Here is a 16,943-nt window from a genome sequence, read left to right as displayed (position 1 = left end):
GGCTCAAACGGCGTCGCCGCCGCTGCCGACATAGGTGATTGGAATTCCCGCTTCCTCGAAGCAGCGCTGTGCACCCGGATGCAGCGGAATGGGAACAGCCGCAGCCGCTTCCTCTTTCATGGCCTCGGCGCCACGCCAGCTTGGCACCACCTCGCCCCAGATGTTTGCACTTTCGCCGGTATAGAGCTGCTTGCAGATCTGGTAGACGAACTCTTCTGGCAGATCCTTGTGCACGACAAAACCAAGGGTGAGGCGAATCCCTCGGACCTCCTCGGCCTGCCACTCGTAGGTCCCAGGCTGCATGCTGTTGCGCGTAGTGGTCGGGTAGTCCGCAATGATCGCGTCAATCGCCTCTTCAGGAACCGAAATCAGGCGCGCCTGATTGTTGGCTGCGTACTGCGTCACTAGCGCCGATGGCTGATCGCCCAGCACAAAAACCCCGTCGAGTTGCCCATCCCCCATGGCCTCAAACTGCTGGTTCCAATCGCCCTTCACGACCAAACCACCGTTCTGCTCGATCTTTTCATATGAGAGATCGATGCCGTGAAGAGCGACATCCACCAAGGTCGAATTTAGGGAGGTCGGCACGCCAACGCCAATTCGCTTGTCCGAAAGGTCGTGCCAGCTCTGGATGCTCGAATCAGCCGGTACGACCAGAGTGGGCCCAGCGGACGGCCGCACCAAGAAGCCTAGATAGCCTCCCAGATAGCGCAGGTTCTTCATGGGCTTATCACCCTCGAATTCGCCATTGCCAAGCCAGGCCTGAACCAGCGTCTCCCCGACGCCGTGCCCGATCTCAGCCTCGCCCGCTTCGATTTTTGGCGGCACGGCCGTCGCCGACCCAGGTAGACGCCGCAAACGAATATCGGGGAAAGAACGCGTGATGGACTCTTCCAATACGGCCATCACAAGGTCGCTGGTCGATCCTGTCGAACCACGACCAATCAGGACGATGTCGGTGGGCGCGGCGCGTTCTTGCGCGGCGGCTGGTCCAACCTGACCTGCCCCAACCATTGTAATGGCCATGGCGGCGGCCCCGAAAAGTGTCGATATTTGAGTTTTCATTTTCTCCTCCGGTTATAGTCTGCTGTATTGGTGACACCGCCCATCGCTGCCGATCTGCTCGCCGAGCCAATTCCGGCTTTGCACAGGGCCTCCTCCGTATGCTCCCCCAGTGATGGACCGACATGCCCGATGATGTGCTGCAGTCCAGATATATTCGGCACAACGTTTGGCATGCTGACAGGCCCGGCAGGACCCGTGATGGTGATGATATTGCCTCGCGCGTTCATGTGCGGGTCGGCGAGTATGTCGTCGACCGAGTATATCGCCCCGGCGACGACCCCGTACTGTTCCGCCAACGCAAGAGCCTCGGCGAGAGTGCGCTCCTCGAACCACTTGTCCATCAGCGCGTACAGCTCTTTCATGCCGTTGGAGCGCGCCGCGACGGTCGCAAAGCGCGGATGGTTGCGCAGTTCCGCGCCGCCCACCATCTCCAGCACGCGAACCGCCGTGGCCTGCGTAGCTGCGGAAATGGCGACGTACTTGCCGTCGCGGGTGCGATGCATGTTGGATATTCCGGCATTCATAGGAAAGCTATTGCCGTTGCGGGTCTCGGCTCGCCCGAGTGCGCTGGCTACCGGAACCTGCCACTCGATCATCCGCTGCACCGCTTCATGCAGCCCTATCGACAGGTCTACGGCACCCGAACTATTGAGGCTCCGTTGCCGGAGCGCCGCAAGCGCCCTCATAGCCGCGAGGGTGCCCGCGAGATATTCCGCAATCGGGACTTCCGGCAGCACTGGATTGTCGCCGGCAAGCCCCGTCAAAGCCATCATTCCGGTTGCAGCTGAAGTCAGCTCCGCTCGCGAACTCCATCCCCAACCGTGCGGGTCATCTGCCCCGGTGGCAAATAGGTCGACGACGATGGGCGGGGAATCGACGGTTTTCGCCAGCCGGCGCCAGCCGTCCTCGGCCAAGGGTCCCGCATCGACGATCAGCAAGTCTGCGATACCAAGCAGCCGCCTCATGGAATCCTCTGCCGCCGGATCGGTTGCATCGATGGCGACGGAGCGTTTGTTTCGCCCAAGAACCTGCCACCAGCGGCCATCCGCTCCGGCCAGGCGACGCAGTGGCGAGCCCGTTCCGGGAGGTTCGCAGACATAAACGGTGGCCCCAAAATCGGCGAGAAGCGACGCCGCGAAGCTGGCACCAGGCGATGATACGGCCTCGAGAACCAGCAATCCCGACAGTCCCGACTTGGACGGATCTGTGTTTACCTGGTCTGTCATGCTTGGCCGCTAGGTTCTCTAAAGGTCGGCATTATTTGGCTTCTCACTCAAGTCATATATATGTTTCCTTAAATTGGATCGCTTTTCGGCGTCGTGTCAAGTCTTCTATACTTCGACTTTTGGTGAAGCGATGGAGTAGCGGCGATCAAGGCTTTGGCACCAACTCCTTCGCAGCTCGACAGGAACGCCAGCGAAGGAAAAGCTAACGCGTTCGATCTCGAGCAGGGCTGCCCCTTGCTCGCAATTCAGCAGCATCGCCTGCTCTCTGGTCGCGCTGACCGCCCCCACCGTTTCGACAGTCTCCAACACGGAAACCCGGAATTCCCGGTCGTAGAATTCGTAGAGAAACACAGGCAGGGCACGAGACAGTTTCTTGTCAAAGTCAGGAAAAAGGCGCTCCGCCAGGATCACTTGCTCAAGCATGAGGCCGCCATCACTGAAACCTCGCAGCCGCCGCATCTCGATAACGCGGGAATTACCGCGTATATCGAGAAATTTCGCCTCATCATCCAGGCAGCGGCGGTGCTTGATTGAGAGAAGTTTTCGGAAATGGGGAAGCTCTCGCGAGCCGTCCTTGCCGATTAGATGGAAGAATAGGTGGAGCGCAATCTTGGCACCGCCCCGCGACAGCACAAAGGTACCCTTGCCTTGGCGACGATCAAGCAGATGCTTGTCCACCAAATGGTCGATCGCCTTTCGCAAGGTGCCGGTGGAGACCTTGTACTGCCGGGCAAGCTCTCCCTCGCTGGGAAGACTGTCGCCGGACCGCCATTCTCCAGCAGCCAATCTCACCAACAGGTCATCCCGAACCACTTGGTAGAGGGATAGCCGGGACGCAGGCGCCGCCGGCTCCGATTCGTCCCTATTGTCATCCTCTTTCATCGATATTTTTTCCCTATCATATATATGACTCCGGCTTATAATGGATCCAGGGTGGAGGCCCGGCAATGAGATTTTCTCATGGCCGGACGCTCAGCGCCAAATGAAGATGTCGGTAGGAATTAGGCCATGTCGCAGCTTTTCTCCCCGTTTGAACTCGCGGGTATCACCTTTCCCAATCGGATCGTCGTCTCTCCCATGTGCCAGCATATGGCAAACGATGGTCAGCCAAGCGACTGGCACCTGATGCATTGGGGTCATCTTGCGCTTTCGGGAGCCGCGCTCATCATGATCGAGTCAACTGCGGTAGAGGCGAACGGCAGGATAGGGCCGCATTGCCTGGGTCTATATTCCGATGAAACCGCACATCAACTCGGCAATGTTCTCGATAGGGTGCGCAAGTATGGGGATGCGCGTTTCGGAGTACAGCTATCGCATGCCGGCCGGAAGGGGTCGAGCGTGCGCGGCCGCGTAGCGCTTCGAGAGGGTGGCTGGCGGACCTACGCCCCCAGCGCCATAGCTGTCGGTCCGGATTGGCCAGTCCCAGCAGACTGCACGATGCAGGACCTCAAGCGAATCCGGCATAGCTTCGCTGCGGCGGCGCGCCGGGCCGAGGAGATTGGCCTTGATGTCGTCGAACTGCACGCCGCCCATGGCTATCTCCTGCATCAGTTCCTCTCCCCCCTTACCAATCGCCGAGAGGATTCGTTCGGCGGATCCGCAAAAAAGAGGATGCGATTTCCGCTCGATGTCTTCCAGGCTGTGCGTGAGGTTTGGCCCACGTCCCGTCCGCTGGGGGTCCGGATCAGCGGCTCAGACTGGATCGAAGGTGGCGCTTCCATTGAAGACGCAATCGCGTTTGCAACGGAACTTAAGGTAATCGGATGCGACTTCGTCGACGTTTCCAGCGGCGGCATTGCCACGGGCTCAAGGCCGCCCCAGGTAACGTCGAGCTACCAGGTCCCGTTTGCCGCGGCGGTGCGTACGGCTGTCGGAATTCCAACCTGGGCCGTGGGAATGATCGTTTCGCCTCATCAGGCAGAGGAAATCCTGGCCCAACGAGCAAGCGATTTCATTTGTCTCGGCCGTGCGATCCTTGACGACCCGCGCTGGCCTTGGCATGCGGCAGAGGCAATGGGCATCTCAATCCCGTATCCCGAACCATATAGCCGTAGCCACTTCTCAGTTTGGCCAGGAGCGCACGAGCGGTGGAAAGGAGGCCTGAAGTCGGGCGAGACAGTGAGGCCCGCATAGACTTGAATCTGCAATCAATTACTTCAAGGCTAGTTGATGGGGTTCCAATGCTGGTGTTGCTCCAAGAGGGGAAGGAGAGGCACGAAGCAGGTGTACCCACGGCATCAACTTGTCAGCCTCGCCTGCAGGCGTGACGCCTGCGATATAGCGATCACGGCGGAGAAGCAGCGCTGAGCCCAGATAGCATTTGAAGCCTGAATGGCTCAACAGGCCCGATGCATCCCGATAGACTGGGAAGTTGGCCAGAACGACGTTGTTCCACTCCGGCGTTATGCCGATTACCTGCACGCCTGCCTCGCGCAGAGCGCTCAGCGACTCCGACGACAGCGCCCGGTCCGGGAACGCGTCGTAAACGATCACTGCTGGTCCATCCTCCAGCCGTTCGTCCAAAAGCGAGCGCTTGCCGTCGATGTCCTCAACTATCGGCTGGGGCATCAGTTCGCCCACGACGGACCGGCGCTCCTTGCAGCCATCAGGCCAGATCAGTCCGGCACGCAACCTAGGCTTGAGCTTATACTTCATCTGCCCGAAGTAGTCGCGCGCGGCAGGATAGACCTTTAGGATCTGGAAGGCGCTGCGTATCAACCAGGCCTTGAACCTGTTCCGGGGCATTATGACCGTGCCCATTCGCAGCGCCAGCTTGATCATGTCCCAAGCATGCGGCCCACGTTCTGCCATATAGCTGTCAAGGAACTCGTTGGACACGCTGCCGCGAACAGCCTCTGCGAGCTTCCACGCTAGATTGTGCGCATCCCGTAGCCCCGAATTCATCCCTTGTCCCGCAAAGGGAGGGGTGAGATGCGCTGCGTCGCCGGCCAAGAAGACCCTGCCACTACGCCAGCGTTCGGCCAGCCGCGCATGGAACGTGTAGACGGCGATCCTCCGGAATTCCCCGTCCGCATCAGGACCGACCCGGGCCAGAAGACTGCGCACAAAGCCGTGGTCGGTCACTGTCCGCTCGTCCTCTCCGGGAAAGAGCATGAACTCGTAGCGGCGAATGCCGGCGGGCCGGGGCAGGGCAAGACAGGGTCTGGCCGGATCGCAGTAGACCTGCGTGTGCCTGAAACGATTATCAGTCTTGAACAGATCAATGATCAGCCACCGCTCGGCGAAGGTCGAGCCCTTCATCTCAATGCCCAGACTCGTCCGAATCGGCGAGCGACCGCCATCCGATGCAACCAGATAACGTCCCGCGACTTGTCTTGTCTCTCCTGTCTCGGTCTTCCGGATGGTTCCCCGGGCATAATTTTCGTCCTGGCCAAGCCCGTCGAATTCCCAGCCGAAGAACTGCTGGACGTTTGGATATCGCGTAAGCCCATCGCGCAGCACTTGTTCTAGCTCTGGCTGTTGAAAGGCGTTTCGTTGGTTAAAGCCATAGACTTGGCTCGTCGGCTCGACCGTAAGAAACGTCCTGCCGCTAGGCGAGAGATAATGGGACCCGGAGCCCGACGCCACGATCCCCCGAACTACTTCATGCAGGCCGATTGCCTGCATTGTACGCATTGACTCGTCATCGATCGAAACGGCGCGCGGTTCTTGAACGGTCATCAGGTTGCGCTCGATAAGCAGTACTGACAGGCCCATCCGTCCCAGAAAATTGCCGACAGTAAGGCCCGTTGGCCCCGCACCCACGATCACGACGTCTGCTGCGCATGCTTATCGGCTGTGTCGTCCACGATATTCATGTCTCCCAGGGTCCGTCAGGCTAGGATGTTGGGGCTCGAGTATTATCGGGTTGGACAGCGTGCCGACCCCGTCAATCTCGACCTCGAAAACGTCCCCCGGCTTCATGAATATCGGCGGCTCCCGCCGGTCACCCACGCCGCCCGGCGTGCCGGTCAGGATGACGTCGCCCGACTGCAGCGGTGTGAACTGCGAGCAATAGGAAATCAGCACGTCGATAGGGAACAGCAAGTCCGAAAGGGTTGCACACTGCATGACCTCGCCATTGAGGCGACCCTGAATCTTCACGAGGGAAAGATCACCGACCTCTTCCGGCGTGACCATATGTGGACCAAAGGCGCCCGTTGAGGGAAAGTTCTTGCCAGGAGTAAACTGAAAGGTGTGGCGCTGCCGGGTCGTCATACTTACGCACCCGAGTTTTCGTATTTCCCGATTTGGCTTTGCGCGGCCCCAAGTCCCGTACCGATGATTTTTGTAGCGCGGCAATCTGGATGCGTCTTCTCATCCTGATCGTCGCGCTACAGATTTTTATGCACACGGCCATATTCTTGCTTTGCACGGATAATCCAGAGCCAAAGCGGGCTTGGTGCCCATCATCCAAGATATCGGTCATGATCCCGTATAGGGCGTTGCGGAAGTTACAACTTGTGCAACGACTTGGCGGGCGCAGGAATTCAATGGCTTGCGCGTTGCAAAAGTCCGTTGCAGAGCGATGGCATGATTTATGGGTATGCTCGCGTATCCACTGACGGCCAAACGCTTGATGCGCAGCGCGAGGCGCTGACCTCAGCTGGATCTAAAAAGATCTTTGCCGAAACCGCCAGCGGAGCCAAATCCGACCGAGCGGAACTGGCCAAGGTGCTGGCTCTCGTCGGCCAAGGGGATACCCTGCTGGTAACGCGGCTGGATCGGCTAGCGCGGTCCACGGTTAACCTGCTCAACATTTTGGACAGCCTCTCCCACAAGGGCGCTATGTTCCGCTCGCTCACCGAAGGATGGGCCGATACAACTACCCCGCATGGCCGTCTAACCGTGACAATCGTGGGCGGCGTGGCGGAGTTCGAGCGCGAGCTGATCCGCGCCAGAACGGGAGAGGGGCGCGCCCGCGCCAAGGCTCGGGGGCAGAGCTTGGGTCGGCGGCCCACCCTCACCCGACATCAACAGGATGAGGTGCGCAGCCGCAAACTGGCCGGGGAGCCCGTAAGGGAAATCGCTCGCAGCTATAATGTGAGCGCCAGCACCATTTCGCGGATAACGTAGAGCAAGGGTTGATGAAGATTGGGCGACTAGCGTAGCTGAATTGACTGCAACAGAGGAACTCATTGATTGGCTCACCAATCCGCAGAAATCAGCCCCGTCGTTTTGCTCCTACAGGACCCTATCATCATCATCGACTGGATGCGGATACTAGAGGAGGCTGGCGTCGAAGTACGCAGCGCCGGTAGTTTCGAGGCTGCATCCACCGTGCTTGGTGCTGAGCAAGGAATCACGCATCTAGTGTTAGACGTTGGCTTGCACCTGGGACCGTCTTTGAGTGAGTTGTTGGATCTGCTGAAAAAGCGGCCCCACACGCTGAAGGTCATCGTTACGTCGGATAGGACCGCAGACATGGATGATCTGCCCGCCGACACGGTATTCTTGCAGAAACCCGTTCAACCTCAAACTCTCATCGCTGCTGTGATGGCTTAAGGCATTCGCACGCGCAGAGCCAACGGCAAGGCTTGACTCGATGCCATGACGATCGAACTATGTGCACTTTACGGATTGTAAAGTACACTCGTGGCTCACAAACGGAAATTTCCGGTAAAAAACGATCAGAGCGACTTCTCGCAGCGGCTGTTCCCAGAGGTAGCAGCACTCAGGCGGGAACGGCATCGTTTACAACCTGAAACCAGGCCGAAATCTCTGACCAGTATGCGCAATGCAGCGGCTGCCTCTTGGCCGATCTTTGCTGCGAGCATGCAAACAGGCCGCATGCAAACAAGACTTCTTGTGGATGATCCTTCGGACCCTGACGGGAACGGCAAGCGCATGTTGCTGCGCTTATCGGACATCAACAGCTTGGGCATGGAAAGCGTTGCAGAGATACTCGCCAGGCCCGGAGTAAGGGAAAAGGTTGGCGCACCTGGTGGTAAGTTTCTAGAACCATGGAAGCGGGCTCTAGGGCTAAGAAAGTTACAGTTCATCGCAGATGAGTATTCCAGAGCGCTAGACCCAACCCTCAGAGACATCGCGGGTGTGTCGTTAGAAGCTCGTCGATTTTTCAAAAGTAGGCAACCTGATCAGCGCTTCAAGCTGTTTGCGGGGGTGAATTCTGATGCGAGCACCGGATCAGCCTGCAGTCGCGTGGCGCAAGGGCTTGAGCGGATGTACGCAAGCAGGATCACGTGGAAAAAAGAGGATGTGATGTCCGCCTGTGAGATGGTGGCGAAAGTCGACGAGGCTATGCAAACTTTGTCAGATGCCGAGGTGGATCGTTGGTTCCGCTACTATGGAGGAACTGACCGCATCCAGACCAAATTTGCTAAGCTGACGGGTGCCACCAATCATCAAATCGCCGCCTCCTGCGTAGCTGCCGCTGCACGATACGAAGATCGGAATGGAACTTTCCAACTTGATGTTGCTCCGGCGTTCCGAGTGTTGCAGGTCTATTTGCTTTATCTGGATGCCGTGGCTACAGCTCTAAAGCAAACCCGAAATCCCGCTAGACGATTGATATTAAGGCATTTTTTGGCGCGCTATCGGCTACGGTAAGCGTCCACTCGCACAGTAATCTCCTTGGGTTACCACAAGGAGCGCGACACACATGGACGAAAGCAGAGCCAAAGAGCATGAGTTTGCAGGGCAAGAGACGTTATTCCGGCCGAAGCTAATCTCCAATCCAGCAGACGGGCCACGGCAAAGCGATGCGGCAGAGCTGGGCGCTGAACAAGATCCTAGGACTGAACTTCAGCCGGGAGAGGCCGACCCTTCATCAACTTCGTTCGTGTGGGGATCGCTCCATGAACTGACTCAGCAGCGGCTCAGTCGGGGTGCGTTGAACGAGCTGATCGGGCACGCTCTAGAGGATGACCGACAATTCCTGACCGACATCGAGGAGCGTTTTTACCGTCAGGATCAACTCACAGCTGTGCGGCTCTGCATCATCTACGTCGAACTGCGACAGTACAAGGGTGAAATCCAGAAGCTAGCAGACAGCACCAAGGTGAAGATAGCGCATAACACCAAAACACCTGAGCAGGCCGAGATCGGTGCGCTAGTGCGCGTATATGCATCGTATTTATCCCGCAGCAGTTTCGACGCGACCCGCGTCAACAGGCTCTGTAACGAGATCCAGGGCATCCTTGAGCTGAGCAGACTCCACTCACTGCAGGCAAACGCTGCCAATTCCGAGCAGGTATGGATGCTGATCCGCAACCGAACGCAGGGGGAGCTAATTGGGCTAGTTAAAGGTGATAGTCCGAAGGCAAATAAGGGTCCATTCACTACATCAACGGAAGACACTTCGCGATCCGAAGCAGTCAACACACTGCGGCATGAGCTTATTGGCACTTGCAATGGTACTGGCCCGATCCAGGCAGGCCCAGAGCCACGCGAGGAGTCACAATCAGGATCGGTGCAGAGCCTACCTGCTTCAGTCCAGCACACTCCTGTAGTCAGCGGCCAGACCGTAGCGGCGCCCGTGGGTGCTGCACCCCAGCAAACCGCATCCGAAATGCTTGACCGGCCTCTAGTGAACAAGCCAGCCGATGGTCTGGAGCTGATCGGTGAAGTCGAACTACCCGCTCTGGCCAACGACGTCGAATATGTAGCGCTAATCGGGAAAAGAACCGGAAGCAAGTTCGAGCTGTATGGCCCCTTTGCGCATGGCGAGGAAGAGATGTGCCATCTTCGCGATGCGGCTTTCGACCTGCAGCTAGGAGAACCAGAGCATGCGTGATTTGCTTGCGCACAACGGCTCTTCATTTTGCCCGGCACTTCAACCAAACCTGTTTGCCCTGTTTGATGACGCCAACCCAAGCTGGCGCTTAGAACGCAAGCTTCCGCTCGCAAGAGCCAACATACTGAGTGGTACAGGCCTCTTTACAGCCCTGAGTTTTCTTGTGACGGCGCCATACCTGGCGAAGGGAACTCCGCGCATAATTCGCGAGCGAAGCGCCAACGTGGATCGAGAGCTTATTGATAGTGGTGGCTATCAGATCTCAACAGGCAACCTCAGGTTCAGTGCTGGCGTGAGGCGAAAATTGTATCGCAGTTCCTCGCAGTTCAAGTACGCGATCATTCTGGACGCCCCGACCTCTGCCATTGGACAACCGAACACAGGTCTGTTCAGTTTTGCGCAATGCATGAGATTCACCAAGGAGAACGCCCAATACGTCGTTGATAACTCAACGTCGGAAGCCACTGAGTTTTTGAACGTCATCCAGGGCCGGAACCGCTATGAGGCCCTTGTCTGGTTCAGAACCATGGCGTCGTTCAATGATCAGCGTATCTATGGGCAACGGGCGCTCAGGGGTGTTGCGTTCGCAGGTGCTACTCGCCTGCATTTTTCCATCGTCTTGGAGCTTTTGCTGCTTTTTTTGCAGCAGCGGCTTTTGAATGGAACGGATCGGTTTCACTTCCTGGGAACGAGCCACCCCGAAATTGCCTGCATCCTCACGGTGATTCAAGACTGCCTTCGCGATATTCTCGGACCCGGCGTGATGGTGACATTCGATAGTGCCACACCGTTCCTGCTGGCAGGGAGATATCGCAGAGCATACGACCGACCGATCCTCACGGAAAAAGAGCTGAGGGTCCCCGTGTTTGCAATGCCAGAAGATGATCGCCTCCTGAGGTCCGATCACCCGTGGCCTGTTAGCAGCCCAGTGGCAGATCGCTTCACCTTAGGTGACCTGAACACCAAACCCGGCAACAATCCTTGGGACAGGGCCTCGGACACAATCCTTGCGCTCCACAATATTTGGATAATGTCACATGCGGTTGCCGTCGCAATCAACCGATTGCGGCTGCCGTACGGTTGGGGACGTTGCTGTCTCCCAAACTCGATCGTCACCATGGCCGAGATTATCCGTGAGGCTTTCCGCACAGCTTCTGTGAGCTTCGTCCGCAAGCACGCGCCAGAGCTTGATCAGCTCGCCCGCAGGGGACGCAACACGACCCTGTCCGACGTCTTCTACGACGACCGGCGCTAGCCGCTAGCCCATCTGACCACCGCACGACCAAATCCAACCTGCCCTTCAGGCGGGAAGGTTTGGTGCGTCCGAAAAACACTCAACCAAGGAGAGAACCGTGAGTGATTTTGCACATTTGATCAGCCGCAAACCACGCCAAGACCGGCTAAGGCTGCCCGGTCCGAAGTATTTTGTGCCCTACTGGACCCTCGGCTACTTCGGCATCATCGTGTTCGCCAATATGCTGCTGATCTGGTTCGAGCCGATCTTCCTGGCCGGATCAGCCATCCCCCCGGCCATCTTCGCCTCGGGTTTCGTCTTCGTGCTGCGGGACTTCGCACAGCGGGAACTTGGCCATTTCGTGCTAATAGCGATTGTGGCCGCCGCCGTGGCCACCTTCTGGCTCGCTGGGCCAGAGGTTGCCGTGGCGAGTTCGTCCGCCTTCCTAATCGCAGAATTGGTCGACTGGATTATCTATTCAGTGACCAAGCGCCCCATGTCGGATCGTGTCCTGATTTCATCGCTGATCAGCGTGCCCCTGGATACGACGGTCTTTTATGCGCTGCTCGGCATCCTAGACCCGCTCGCCCTAGCCCTCGGGATCGCCATCAAGCTCCTGGGCACACTGGTCTTCTGGATCGTGCTAAAATGCGTGGAAGCCGTGCGGGAGGCCGTGTGATGACCTTCTTCGTCATTAGCCTCGAACCTTATGAGCAGCGCTATACGAGCGAATGGGTCACGGAGCTGCCCAAGAGCATCGCCAAGTTCCTCAAGGCTATTGGTTCGACCGAGCAAATTCGCGTGGTGGAGGGCCACCACGCGAAACAGCCGCCCACCCGAGGCGCTTTCCTCAATTTCGCCGAGACCAATATCTTCAAGGCCGCACAGATTGGCCAGATCGCGGACCTTTTCACCCAAGGTACGATTGTGCCCGGCGACAAGATCATCTTCGCGGATGCTTGGCATCCCGGCGTGATTAACACCCGCTATATGAGTGATCTGCTAGGCAATTCGGTAAGGCTCATCGGCCTGTGGCACGCGGGCTCTTACGACCAGCATGATTATCTGGGCCGCATACCTGATACGACCTGGGCGCGCCATTTCGAGCGATCTCTGTTCCATGCACTCGATGTCAATTGTTTCGCAACACAGTTCCACATTGACTTGTTCAAGTCGGTTCTGGGAGTGGACGACGACAGCCGCATTTTGCTGACCGGCTGGCCTATGGATTATCTCGAAACCAAGCTTGCGCCTTACCGGAACCTGCCCAAGCGAAATCTGGTGCTGTTCCCGCATCGGATCGCGCCTGAAAAACAGGTCGAGATTTTTCGGGATCTAGCCGGGTCGTTTCCGGACTATGAATTCCGGGTGTGCCAGGACACGCCCTTGACCAAAGCCGAATACCATCAGCTCCTCGGCAAGGCCAAAATGGTGTTCTCTGCCAGCCTTCAAGAAACCCTCGGCATCGGGCTCTATGAGGGACTTCTCTGCGGGGCAACTCCGTTTGCACCTGATCGGCTCTCCTACAAGGAGATGTACCCTGCCGAGTGCTTGTACCCGAGTGCGTGGACTGAGAGCTGGGACAATTACATTCGATACAAGCCAGAGCTTGTACAGGCCATGGAGCAGGCGCTCAGTACGCCTCCAGTGGTTCCAGCTGTCGATCTCGGCTCAAATTTCTTCTCAGCCGACGTTCTGATGAAGGCACTTGTTGATGGCTAACAGGTTCAGAACGATTCAGGTCATGCGAAGAAGCTGGGGCATGCCACAGGGCAATTGTGGGGTGGCAAGCGGAAGGTCTGCTTTCAGCCCGGTGGATGGGTAAAACCGACGACCGCGAACTTGGGCCCGAGCTGTCGGTCAGCTCCCAGGTGAATCCGGTTGACTGCAGACCCGCGTAGTCTGCATTGCCGAAGTCAGAGTGGGCACTGACCGGCACTGCTAGGAGCTGGCCGCACCGATAAGGCAGCTGCCCAGTAATCTAAAAGTGGCGAACATCGCCAACCTGCCCCACCGACAAAAATCTCCGTCCCATGCGGCAGTGCCGAAGGCAAAACGAGCGTTGACCAACTAAATTTATCGCCATATAAGAAAACATGCTTTTCTCGAATGACGGTTTGTTGGATGCTTTCGCAAACGCTAGGGGCAATGCTGATCTGGGCAAACGTCCGCTCTGAGGACGAAGCTGAACTTAATGACTGGTACACACGCCAGCATTTGTTCGAGCGCTCGAGCATTGCCGGTGTCCTTCGCGGTCGCCGCTTCCTGTCAGATCGAGCCGCCATCCGCTTTCTCGTCATCTACGAGGCTGTGAGCGCATCCGTTTTTGCTGGGGAGGAATATCTAAGATCAGTCAACAATCCGGCTCCGAGGACAGCAGAAGTGGTGTCAGGGTTCAGTGATACCGTTCGGACCATTCACCGGACGGCGCAGCGTTATGGCGACGACGGCGGCTGCATCGCGACTGTCCGCATTGCTGCCGGCGGCGAACTGCCCGCGGTCGATTGCAAGTGCCTTACGCTGCGGCCGGGAATGGTTGGCGCGACAGTCTTTAAGGAAGACGCCGATGTGTCCGGTCTGACCAATACCGAGATGGTGCTCCGTGGCACAGAGGATGGTCGATGCGCTGCTGTCATCGTGCTGGAAGGGCTCGATAGGGTGAGCGTAGAGCGCGAGGCGCAGACGCTGGAAAGGATGCTCGCTGCCGCCCACCTGCGATTCGAGACGGGGATTTATCAGCACATCTCCACCAAATATCACGGCACTGATCGTGACTTCTGAAATGTCCTTCATTCGCCCCATCAAATCGGCGCTGGTCGTAGGTTCGAACGGCATTGTTGGTCGCAACTTGGTCGAGAAAGTCCTTCAACGCGGCGGCGTGGGCGTCACCGTTCTGGCGCGCGGCCATGCCAATGTACAGCCGGGCGTTCAGACGGTGACGGTCGATCTTGAAAGCGCTACGGAAAGCCGGGCCGCCCTTGCCGGCATCGGTTCCATCGACACCGTTTTCTTTACCGCTCTGGCTGTGCGTCCTACGCCGCAGGAGCAGATCCAGCCGAACCTCCAGCTTCTAGAGAACAGCGTTGGACCGCTGCTGGAGCGTTCAAGCGGCACCCATGTTTGTGTGGTGCAGGGCACCAAGTGGTACGGCAGTCATCGTGGGCCATACAAGACGCCTGCGCGCGAGACAGATGCGCGCGATATGGTCGAGAACTTCTACCATGTCCAACATGACTGGCTAAGTGCCAAGGCTCGGGAGACCGGCAATAGCTGGTCCACGGCTCGGCCTCACTTCATCGGCGGCTTCAATACCGGCAATCCAAACAATCTAATCATGGCCCTTGGCGTCTACGCGGCCATCCAGAAGTCTGCGGGCGAGCCCCTTCACTTCCCGGGCACGGTAGCCTGCTTTAACTCACTTTCGACCATGACAAATGCGAGCCTACTGGCTGATGCCATGGTCTGGATGGCAACGGATCGCCGCTGCCATTTCGAAGATTTCAACGTAACCAATGGAGACTATTTCCGCTGGTGCAATCTCTGGCCGCAGCTAGCGGAAGCATTTGCCATGCAAGTTGGGGAAGTGCGGACCGTCAGGCTCGACGAAACCATGGCTGACAAGAGTGGCGTGTGGTCGGCGATCACGGCAGAGAGCGGTCTTAAACCCGTGCCATTTGACAAGCTCGTCAGTTGGTCCTGGGCGGACTTCATGTTCCGCGGCGATTGGGATGACATGAGCGACAGTACCAAGGCGCGCAGCTTGGGGTTTCAGCAGTGTCGCAACACCGAACAGGACATTCTGGACCTCATTGAAATTTATCGCCGGCAGCGCGTGCTGCCATGATGTTGGTTTTGGCTGAATGGGTAATGATATGACGCTTTCCGTAGGGGGGCTCCTGGTTGGCAAGGTCGCGATTGTTACCGGTGCAGGCGCATTCGGTGGCATTGGACACGCCGTGGCGCAGATCTTTGCAGACGCGGGGGCGAAAATCGCGCTTCTGGACCTTGATCTGGACCTCGTGACCGCCGTCGCGCAATCGATTGGCGAAAATGCCCATGCGATCGCCTGCGATGTGCGCGACAACGCGCGCTGCGGGGAAGCGGTTGACGAGGTCGTGGCCCGGTGGGGGCACATTGATGCGCTGGTGAACAATGCTGGCGTTGTTCAGAAGCGAGCGCTGCTGGAGATCAGCGAAGACGATCTGTCCTTCGTGCTGGATACCAACCTCAAGGGGGCCTTCTACATGAATCAGGCCGCCATCCCTCACATGCAGAGCGGGTCTGCCATCGTTACCATCGCTTCCATTGCCGCGCAGCGCGGCGGCGGGCTGATGGGCGGGGCGCATTACGCTGCCTCAAAGGGCGGACTCACGGCGCTCGCCCGCACAATGGCGCGCGAACTCGGCGGCCGCGGCATTCGCTCTAATATCGTCAATCCCGGCGTCATCCATTCGCCGATGACTGAGAACGGCTATTCCGATGAAGCGCGCAAGGCGGTCTGTGACTCGACCCTGCTCGGGCGCTTCGGGGAGGCCAAAGAAGTAGCAGGTGCATGCCTGTTTTTGGTCTCTTCGCTGTCATCCTACATCACCGGCGCATCCATCGACGTGAATGGCGGTATGCACATTCACTAAAACGACCCAACTCACAGAATCATAATGGAGGAGTAAATGATGAAGAAACGTATTCTGGGCCTGGCCACAGCGCTTCTGGCCGTGACCTCAGTCACCGGCGTTCTCGCGCAGGACTATCCGAGCAAGCCAATTAACCTAATCCTAGGCTTCGCTCCAGGCGGCACTACCGACATCATCGCGCGCCTGATCGGACCGGCCCTGGAAAGCGAGCTCGGGCAGCGCGTCATCGTTGAAAACCGCACCGGCGCTGCTGGTAACGTTGGCATGGCCTCGGTCGCCGCAGCCGAGCCCGATGGCCATACGCTGCTGCTGTCGGCCGCGACGCAGATCGTCGCCAACCCCTTCACCTACGCATCGATGCCGGCAGATCCGATGAACGATCTTGCCCATGTTGCCATGGTTGCTGACGCTCACCTGTTCTTCGCCACCAACGCGCAGGTCCCGGCCGCCAACGCGGAAAAATTTATCGAAATGGTCCGTGCCCGTCCCGGCGAGATCAACTTCGGCACTCCGGGCGCCGGCAACCTCCTGCACATCGCTTCGGAACTGTTCCAGCAGAAGGCAGGCCTGCAGATGAACGCCGTGCACTATCGCGGCACCGGCGCGGCGCTGCCGGAACTCATCGCCAATCAGATCCAGATGCATGTCGACGGTATCGCGACGTTCATGCCCTACTTTGAATCCGGCGATCTCAAGCCGCTGTTCGTGGTTGCTCCGGAGCGCTACGACGTGCTGCCGGACGTCCCGACCGCCACCGAAATCGGCGTGCCGGAGATCAACGTGATGTCGAACTGGTACGGCCTGCATGCCCCCGCTGGCACGCCGACCGAGATCGTCGAAAAGCTCAACCAGGCTATCAAGAACGCACTGGCGACGCCGGAACTGTCCCAGCGTTGGGACGAACTTGGCCTGATCGTTGTCGACTATTCGCCGGAGGAATTCACCGAACGCCTCGTGAACGAAAGCAATGTGCTCGAGGAAGTCATCGCCACAGCCGGCGTTCGCATCGAATAGCAGGAAGCAAGGGC

17 protein-coding genes are annotated in these 16,943 nt (G+C 58.1%); 12 read left to right on the top strand and 5 right to left on the bottom strand.

The features are described 5' to 3' along the window. Nucleotides 1–3 precede the first annotated feature (3 nt). The 3 genes from C8264_RS04210 to C8264_RS04200 form a co-directional block, all read right to left on the bottom strand. On the bottom strand, nt 4–1,065 hold the full coding sequence (locus C8264_RS04210; protein ID WP_108459709.1) for a TAXI family TRAP transporter solute-binding subunit: 1,062 nt from the start codon (nt 1,063–1,065) through the stop codon (nt 4–6). Next, nucleotides 1,062–2,291 (bottom strand): CoA transferase, encoded by a 1,230-nt coding sequence (locus C8264_RS04205; protein ID WP_108459708.1) that lies wholly within the window; start codon nt 2,289–2,291, stop codon nt 1,062–1,064. Before C8264_RS04205 ends, C8264_RS04210 begins: the two co-directional genes overlap by 4 nt. A gap of 105 nt (nt 2,292–2,396) precedes the next feature. Next, nucleotides 2,397–3,173 carry a GntR family transcriptional regulator gene (locus tag C8264_RS04200; protein WP_108459707.1) on the bottom strand — a complete coding sequence of 259 codons (777 nt, stop codon included), beginning with the start codon at nt 3,171–3,173 and terminating at the stop codon, nt 2,397–2,399. Between the two features lie 126 nt (nt 3,174–3,299). Here C8264_RS04200 and C8264_RS04195 point away from each other — a divergent pair, with 126 nt between their 5' ends. Next, entirely contained in the window at nt 3,300–4,424 is a 1,125-nt protein-coding gene (locus C8264_RS04195; RefSeq protein ID WP_108459706.1) for an NADH:flavin oxidoreductase/NADH oxidase, read from the top strand. A gap of 18 nt (nt 4,425–4,442) precedes the next feature. Here the strand turns inward: C8264_RS04195 and C8264_RS04190 are convergent, their stop codons facing one another. Then, nucleotides 4,443–6,062: a bifunctional 3-(3-hydroxy-phenyl)propionate/3-hydroxycinnamic acid hydroxylase gene (locus C8264_RS04190; protein ID WP_108459705.1), complete on the bottom strand. Its 1,620-nt coding sequence runs from the start codon at nt 6,060–6,062 to the stop codon at nt 4,443–4,445. A gap of 18 nt (nt 6,063–6,080) precedes the next feature. After that, nucleotides 6,081–6,509: a fumarylacetoacetate hydrolase family protein gene (locus C8264_RS04185; RefSeq protein WP_108459704.1), complete on the bottom strand. Its 429-nt coding sequence runs from the start codon at nt 6,507–6,509 to the stop codon at nt 6,081–6,083. Nucleotides 6,510–6,824: 315 nt separating this feature from the next. Here C8264_RS04185 and C8264_RS04180 point away from each other — a divergent pair, with 315 nt between their 5' ends. From C8264_RS04180 to C8264_RS04130, 11 genes are all read left to right on the top strand, one after another. Then, nucleotides 6,825–7,367 carry a recombinase family protein gene (locus C8264_RS04180; protein WP_108459983.1) on the top strand — a complete coding sequence of 181 codons (543 nt, stop codon included), beginning with the start codon at nt 6,825–6,827 and terminating at the stop codon, nt 7,365–7,367. A 66-nt stretch (nt 7,368–7,433) separates the two neighbouring features. Further along, nucleotides 7,434–7,796 (top strand): response regulator transcription factor, encoded by a 363-nt coding sequence (locus tag C8264_RS04175; RefSeq protein ID WP_108459703.1) that lies wholly within the window; start codon nt 7,434–7,436, stop codon nt 7,794–7,796. A gap of 90 nt (nt 7,797–7,886) precedes the next feature. Continuing rightward, complete coding sequence (locus C8264_RS04170; RefSeq protein WP_162783444.1) at nt 7,887–8,861, top strand: hypothetical protein; 975 nt, start codon at nt 7,887–7,889, stop codon at nt 8,859–8,861. Nucleotides 8,862–8,913: 52 nt separating this feature from the next. Beyond that, nucleotides 8,914–10,047: a hypothetical protein gene (locus tag C8264_RS04165; protein WP_108459701.1), complete on the top strand. Its 1,134-nt coding sequence runs from the start codon at nt 8,914–8,916 to the stop codon at nt 10,045–10,047. Beyond that, entirely contained in the window at nt 10,040–11,302 is a 1,263-nt protein-coding gene (locus tag C8264_RS04160) for a hypothetical protein (RefSeq protein WP_108459700.1), read from the top strand. Before C8264_RS04165 ends, C8264_RS04160 begins: the two co-directional genes overlap by 8 nt. A gap of 97 nt (nt 11,303–11,399) precedes the next feature. Then, the gene (locus C8264_RS04155; protein WP_108459699.1) at nt 11,400–11,960 is read left to right on the top strand and encodes a hypothetical protein; all 561 of its coding nucleotides are present in this window, start codon (nt 11,400–11,402) and stop codon (nt 11,958–11,960) included. Next, complete coding sequence (locus C8264_RS04150) at nt 11,960–13,003, top strand: glycosyltransferase family protein (RefSeq protein ID WP_108459698.1); 1,044 nt, start codon at nt 11,960–11,962, stop codon at nt 13,001–13,003. The genes C8264_RS04155 and C8264_RS04150 overlap by 1 nt, the downstream gene beginning before the upstream one ends. 426 nt (nt 13,004–13,429) lie before the next feature. Beyond that, nucleotides 13,430–14,062, top strand: a complete 633-nt coding sequence (locus C8264_RS04145) for a hypothetical protein (RefSeq protein WP_108459697.1) — start codon at nt 13,430–13,432, stop codon at nt 14,060–14,062. Nucleotide 14,063: 1 nt separating this feature from the next. Further along, nucleotides 14,064–15,125: an SDR family oxidoreductase gene (locus C8264_RS04140; RefSeq protein WP_108459696.1), complete on the top strand. Its 1,062-nt coding sequence runs from the start codon at nt 14,064–14,066 to the stop codon at nt 15,123–15,125. Nucleotides 15,126–15,141: 16 nt separating this feature from the next. Then, nucleotides 15,142–15,915 (top strand): SDR family NAD(P)-dependent oxidoreductase, encoded by a 774-nt coding sequence (locus C8264_RS04135; RefSeq protein ID WP_342748682.1) that lies wholly within the window; start codon nt 15,142–15,144, stop codon nt 15,913–15,915. Between the two features lie 36 nt (nt 15,916–15,951). Further along, complete coding sequence (locus C8264_RS04130; RefSeq protein ID WP_108459694.1) at nt 15,952–16,929, top strand: Bug family tripartite tricarboxylate transporter substrate binding protein; 978 nt, start codon at nt 15,952–15,954, stop codon at nt 16,927–16,929. Nucleotides 16,930–16,943 lie beyond the last annotated feature (14 nt).

Origin of the sequence: Devosia naphthalenivorans (assembly GCF_003056355.1) — a bacterium.
Taxonomy (GTDB): Bacteria; Pseudomonadota; Alphaproteobacteria; order Rhizobiales; family Devosiaceae; genus Devosia; species Devosia naphthalenivorans.
Note: the sequence above shows the minus strand (reverse complement) of the source record. Positions and strands in the feature narration are given on the sequence as shown.

What these genes read in the sequence shown, in the direction of transcription:
- C8264_RS04160 (WP_108459700.1), top strand. Translation starts at nt 10,040, where the DNA reads ATGCGTGATTTGCTTGCGCACAACGGCTCTTCATTTTGCCCGGCACTT.
- C8264_RS04165 (WP_108459701.1), top strand. Translation starts at nt 8,914, where the DNA reads ATGGACGAAAGCAGAGCCAAAGAGCATGAGTTTGCAGGGCAAGAGACG.
- C8264_RS04130 (WP_108459694.1), top strand. Translation starts at nt 15,952, where the DNA reads ATGATGAAGAAACGTATTCTGGGCCTGGCCACAGCGCTTCTGGCCGTG.
- C8264_RS04205 (WP_108459708.1), bottom strand. Translation starts at nt 2,291, where the DNA reads ATGACAGACCAGGTAAACACAGATCCGTCCAAGTCGGGACTGTCGGGA.
- C8264_RS04145 (WP_108459697.1), top strand. Translation starts at nt 13,430, where the DNA reads ATGCTGATCTGGGCAAACGTCCGCTCTGAGGACGAAGCTGAACTTAAT.
- C8264_RS04185 (WP_108459704.1), bottom strand. Translation starts at nt 6,509, where the DNA reads ATGACGACCCGGCAGCGCCACACCTTTCAGTTTACTCCTGGCAAGAAC.
- C8264_RS04180 (WP_108459983.1), top strand. Translation starts at nt 6,825, where the DNA reads ATGATTTATGGGTATGCTCGCGTATCCACTGACGGCCAAACGCTTGAT.
- C8264_RS04135 (WP_342748682.1), top strand. Translation starts at nt 15,142, where the DNA reads ATGGGTAATGATATGACGCTTTCCGTAGGGGGGCTCCTGGTTGGCAAG.
- C8264_RS04150 (WP_108459698.1), top strand. Translation starts at nt 11,960, where the DNA reads ATGACCTTCTTCGTCATTAGCCTCGAACCTTATGAGCAGCGCTATACG.
- C8264_RS04210 (WP_108459709.1), bottom strand. Translation starts at nt 1,065, where the DNA reads ATGAAAACTCAAATATCGACACTTTTCGGGGCCGCCGCCATGGCCATT.
- C8264_RS04200 (WP_108459707.1), bottom strand. Translation starts at nt 3,173, where the DNA reads ATGAAAGAGGATGACAATAGGGACGAATCGGAGCCGGCGGCGCCTGCG.
- C8264_RS04195 (WP_108459706.1), top strand. Translation starts at nt 3,300, where the DNA reads ATGTCGCAGCTTTTCTCCCCGTTTGAACTCGCGGGTATCACCTTTCCC.
- C8264_RS04140 (WP_108459696.1), top strand. Translation starts at nt 14,064, where the DNA reads ATGTCCTTCATTCGCCCCATCAAATCGGCGCTGGTCGTAGGTTCGAAC.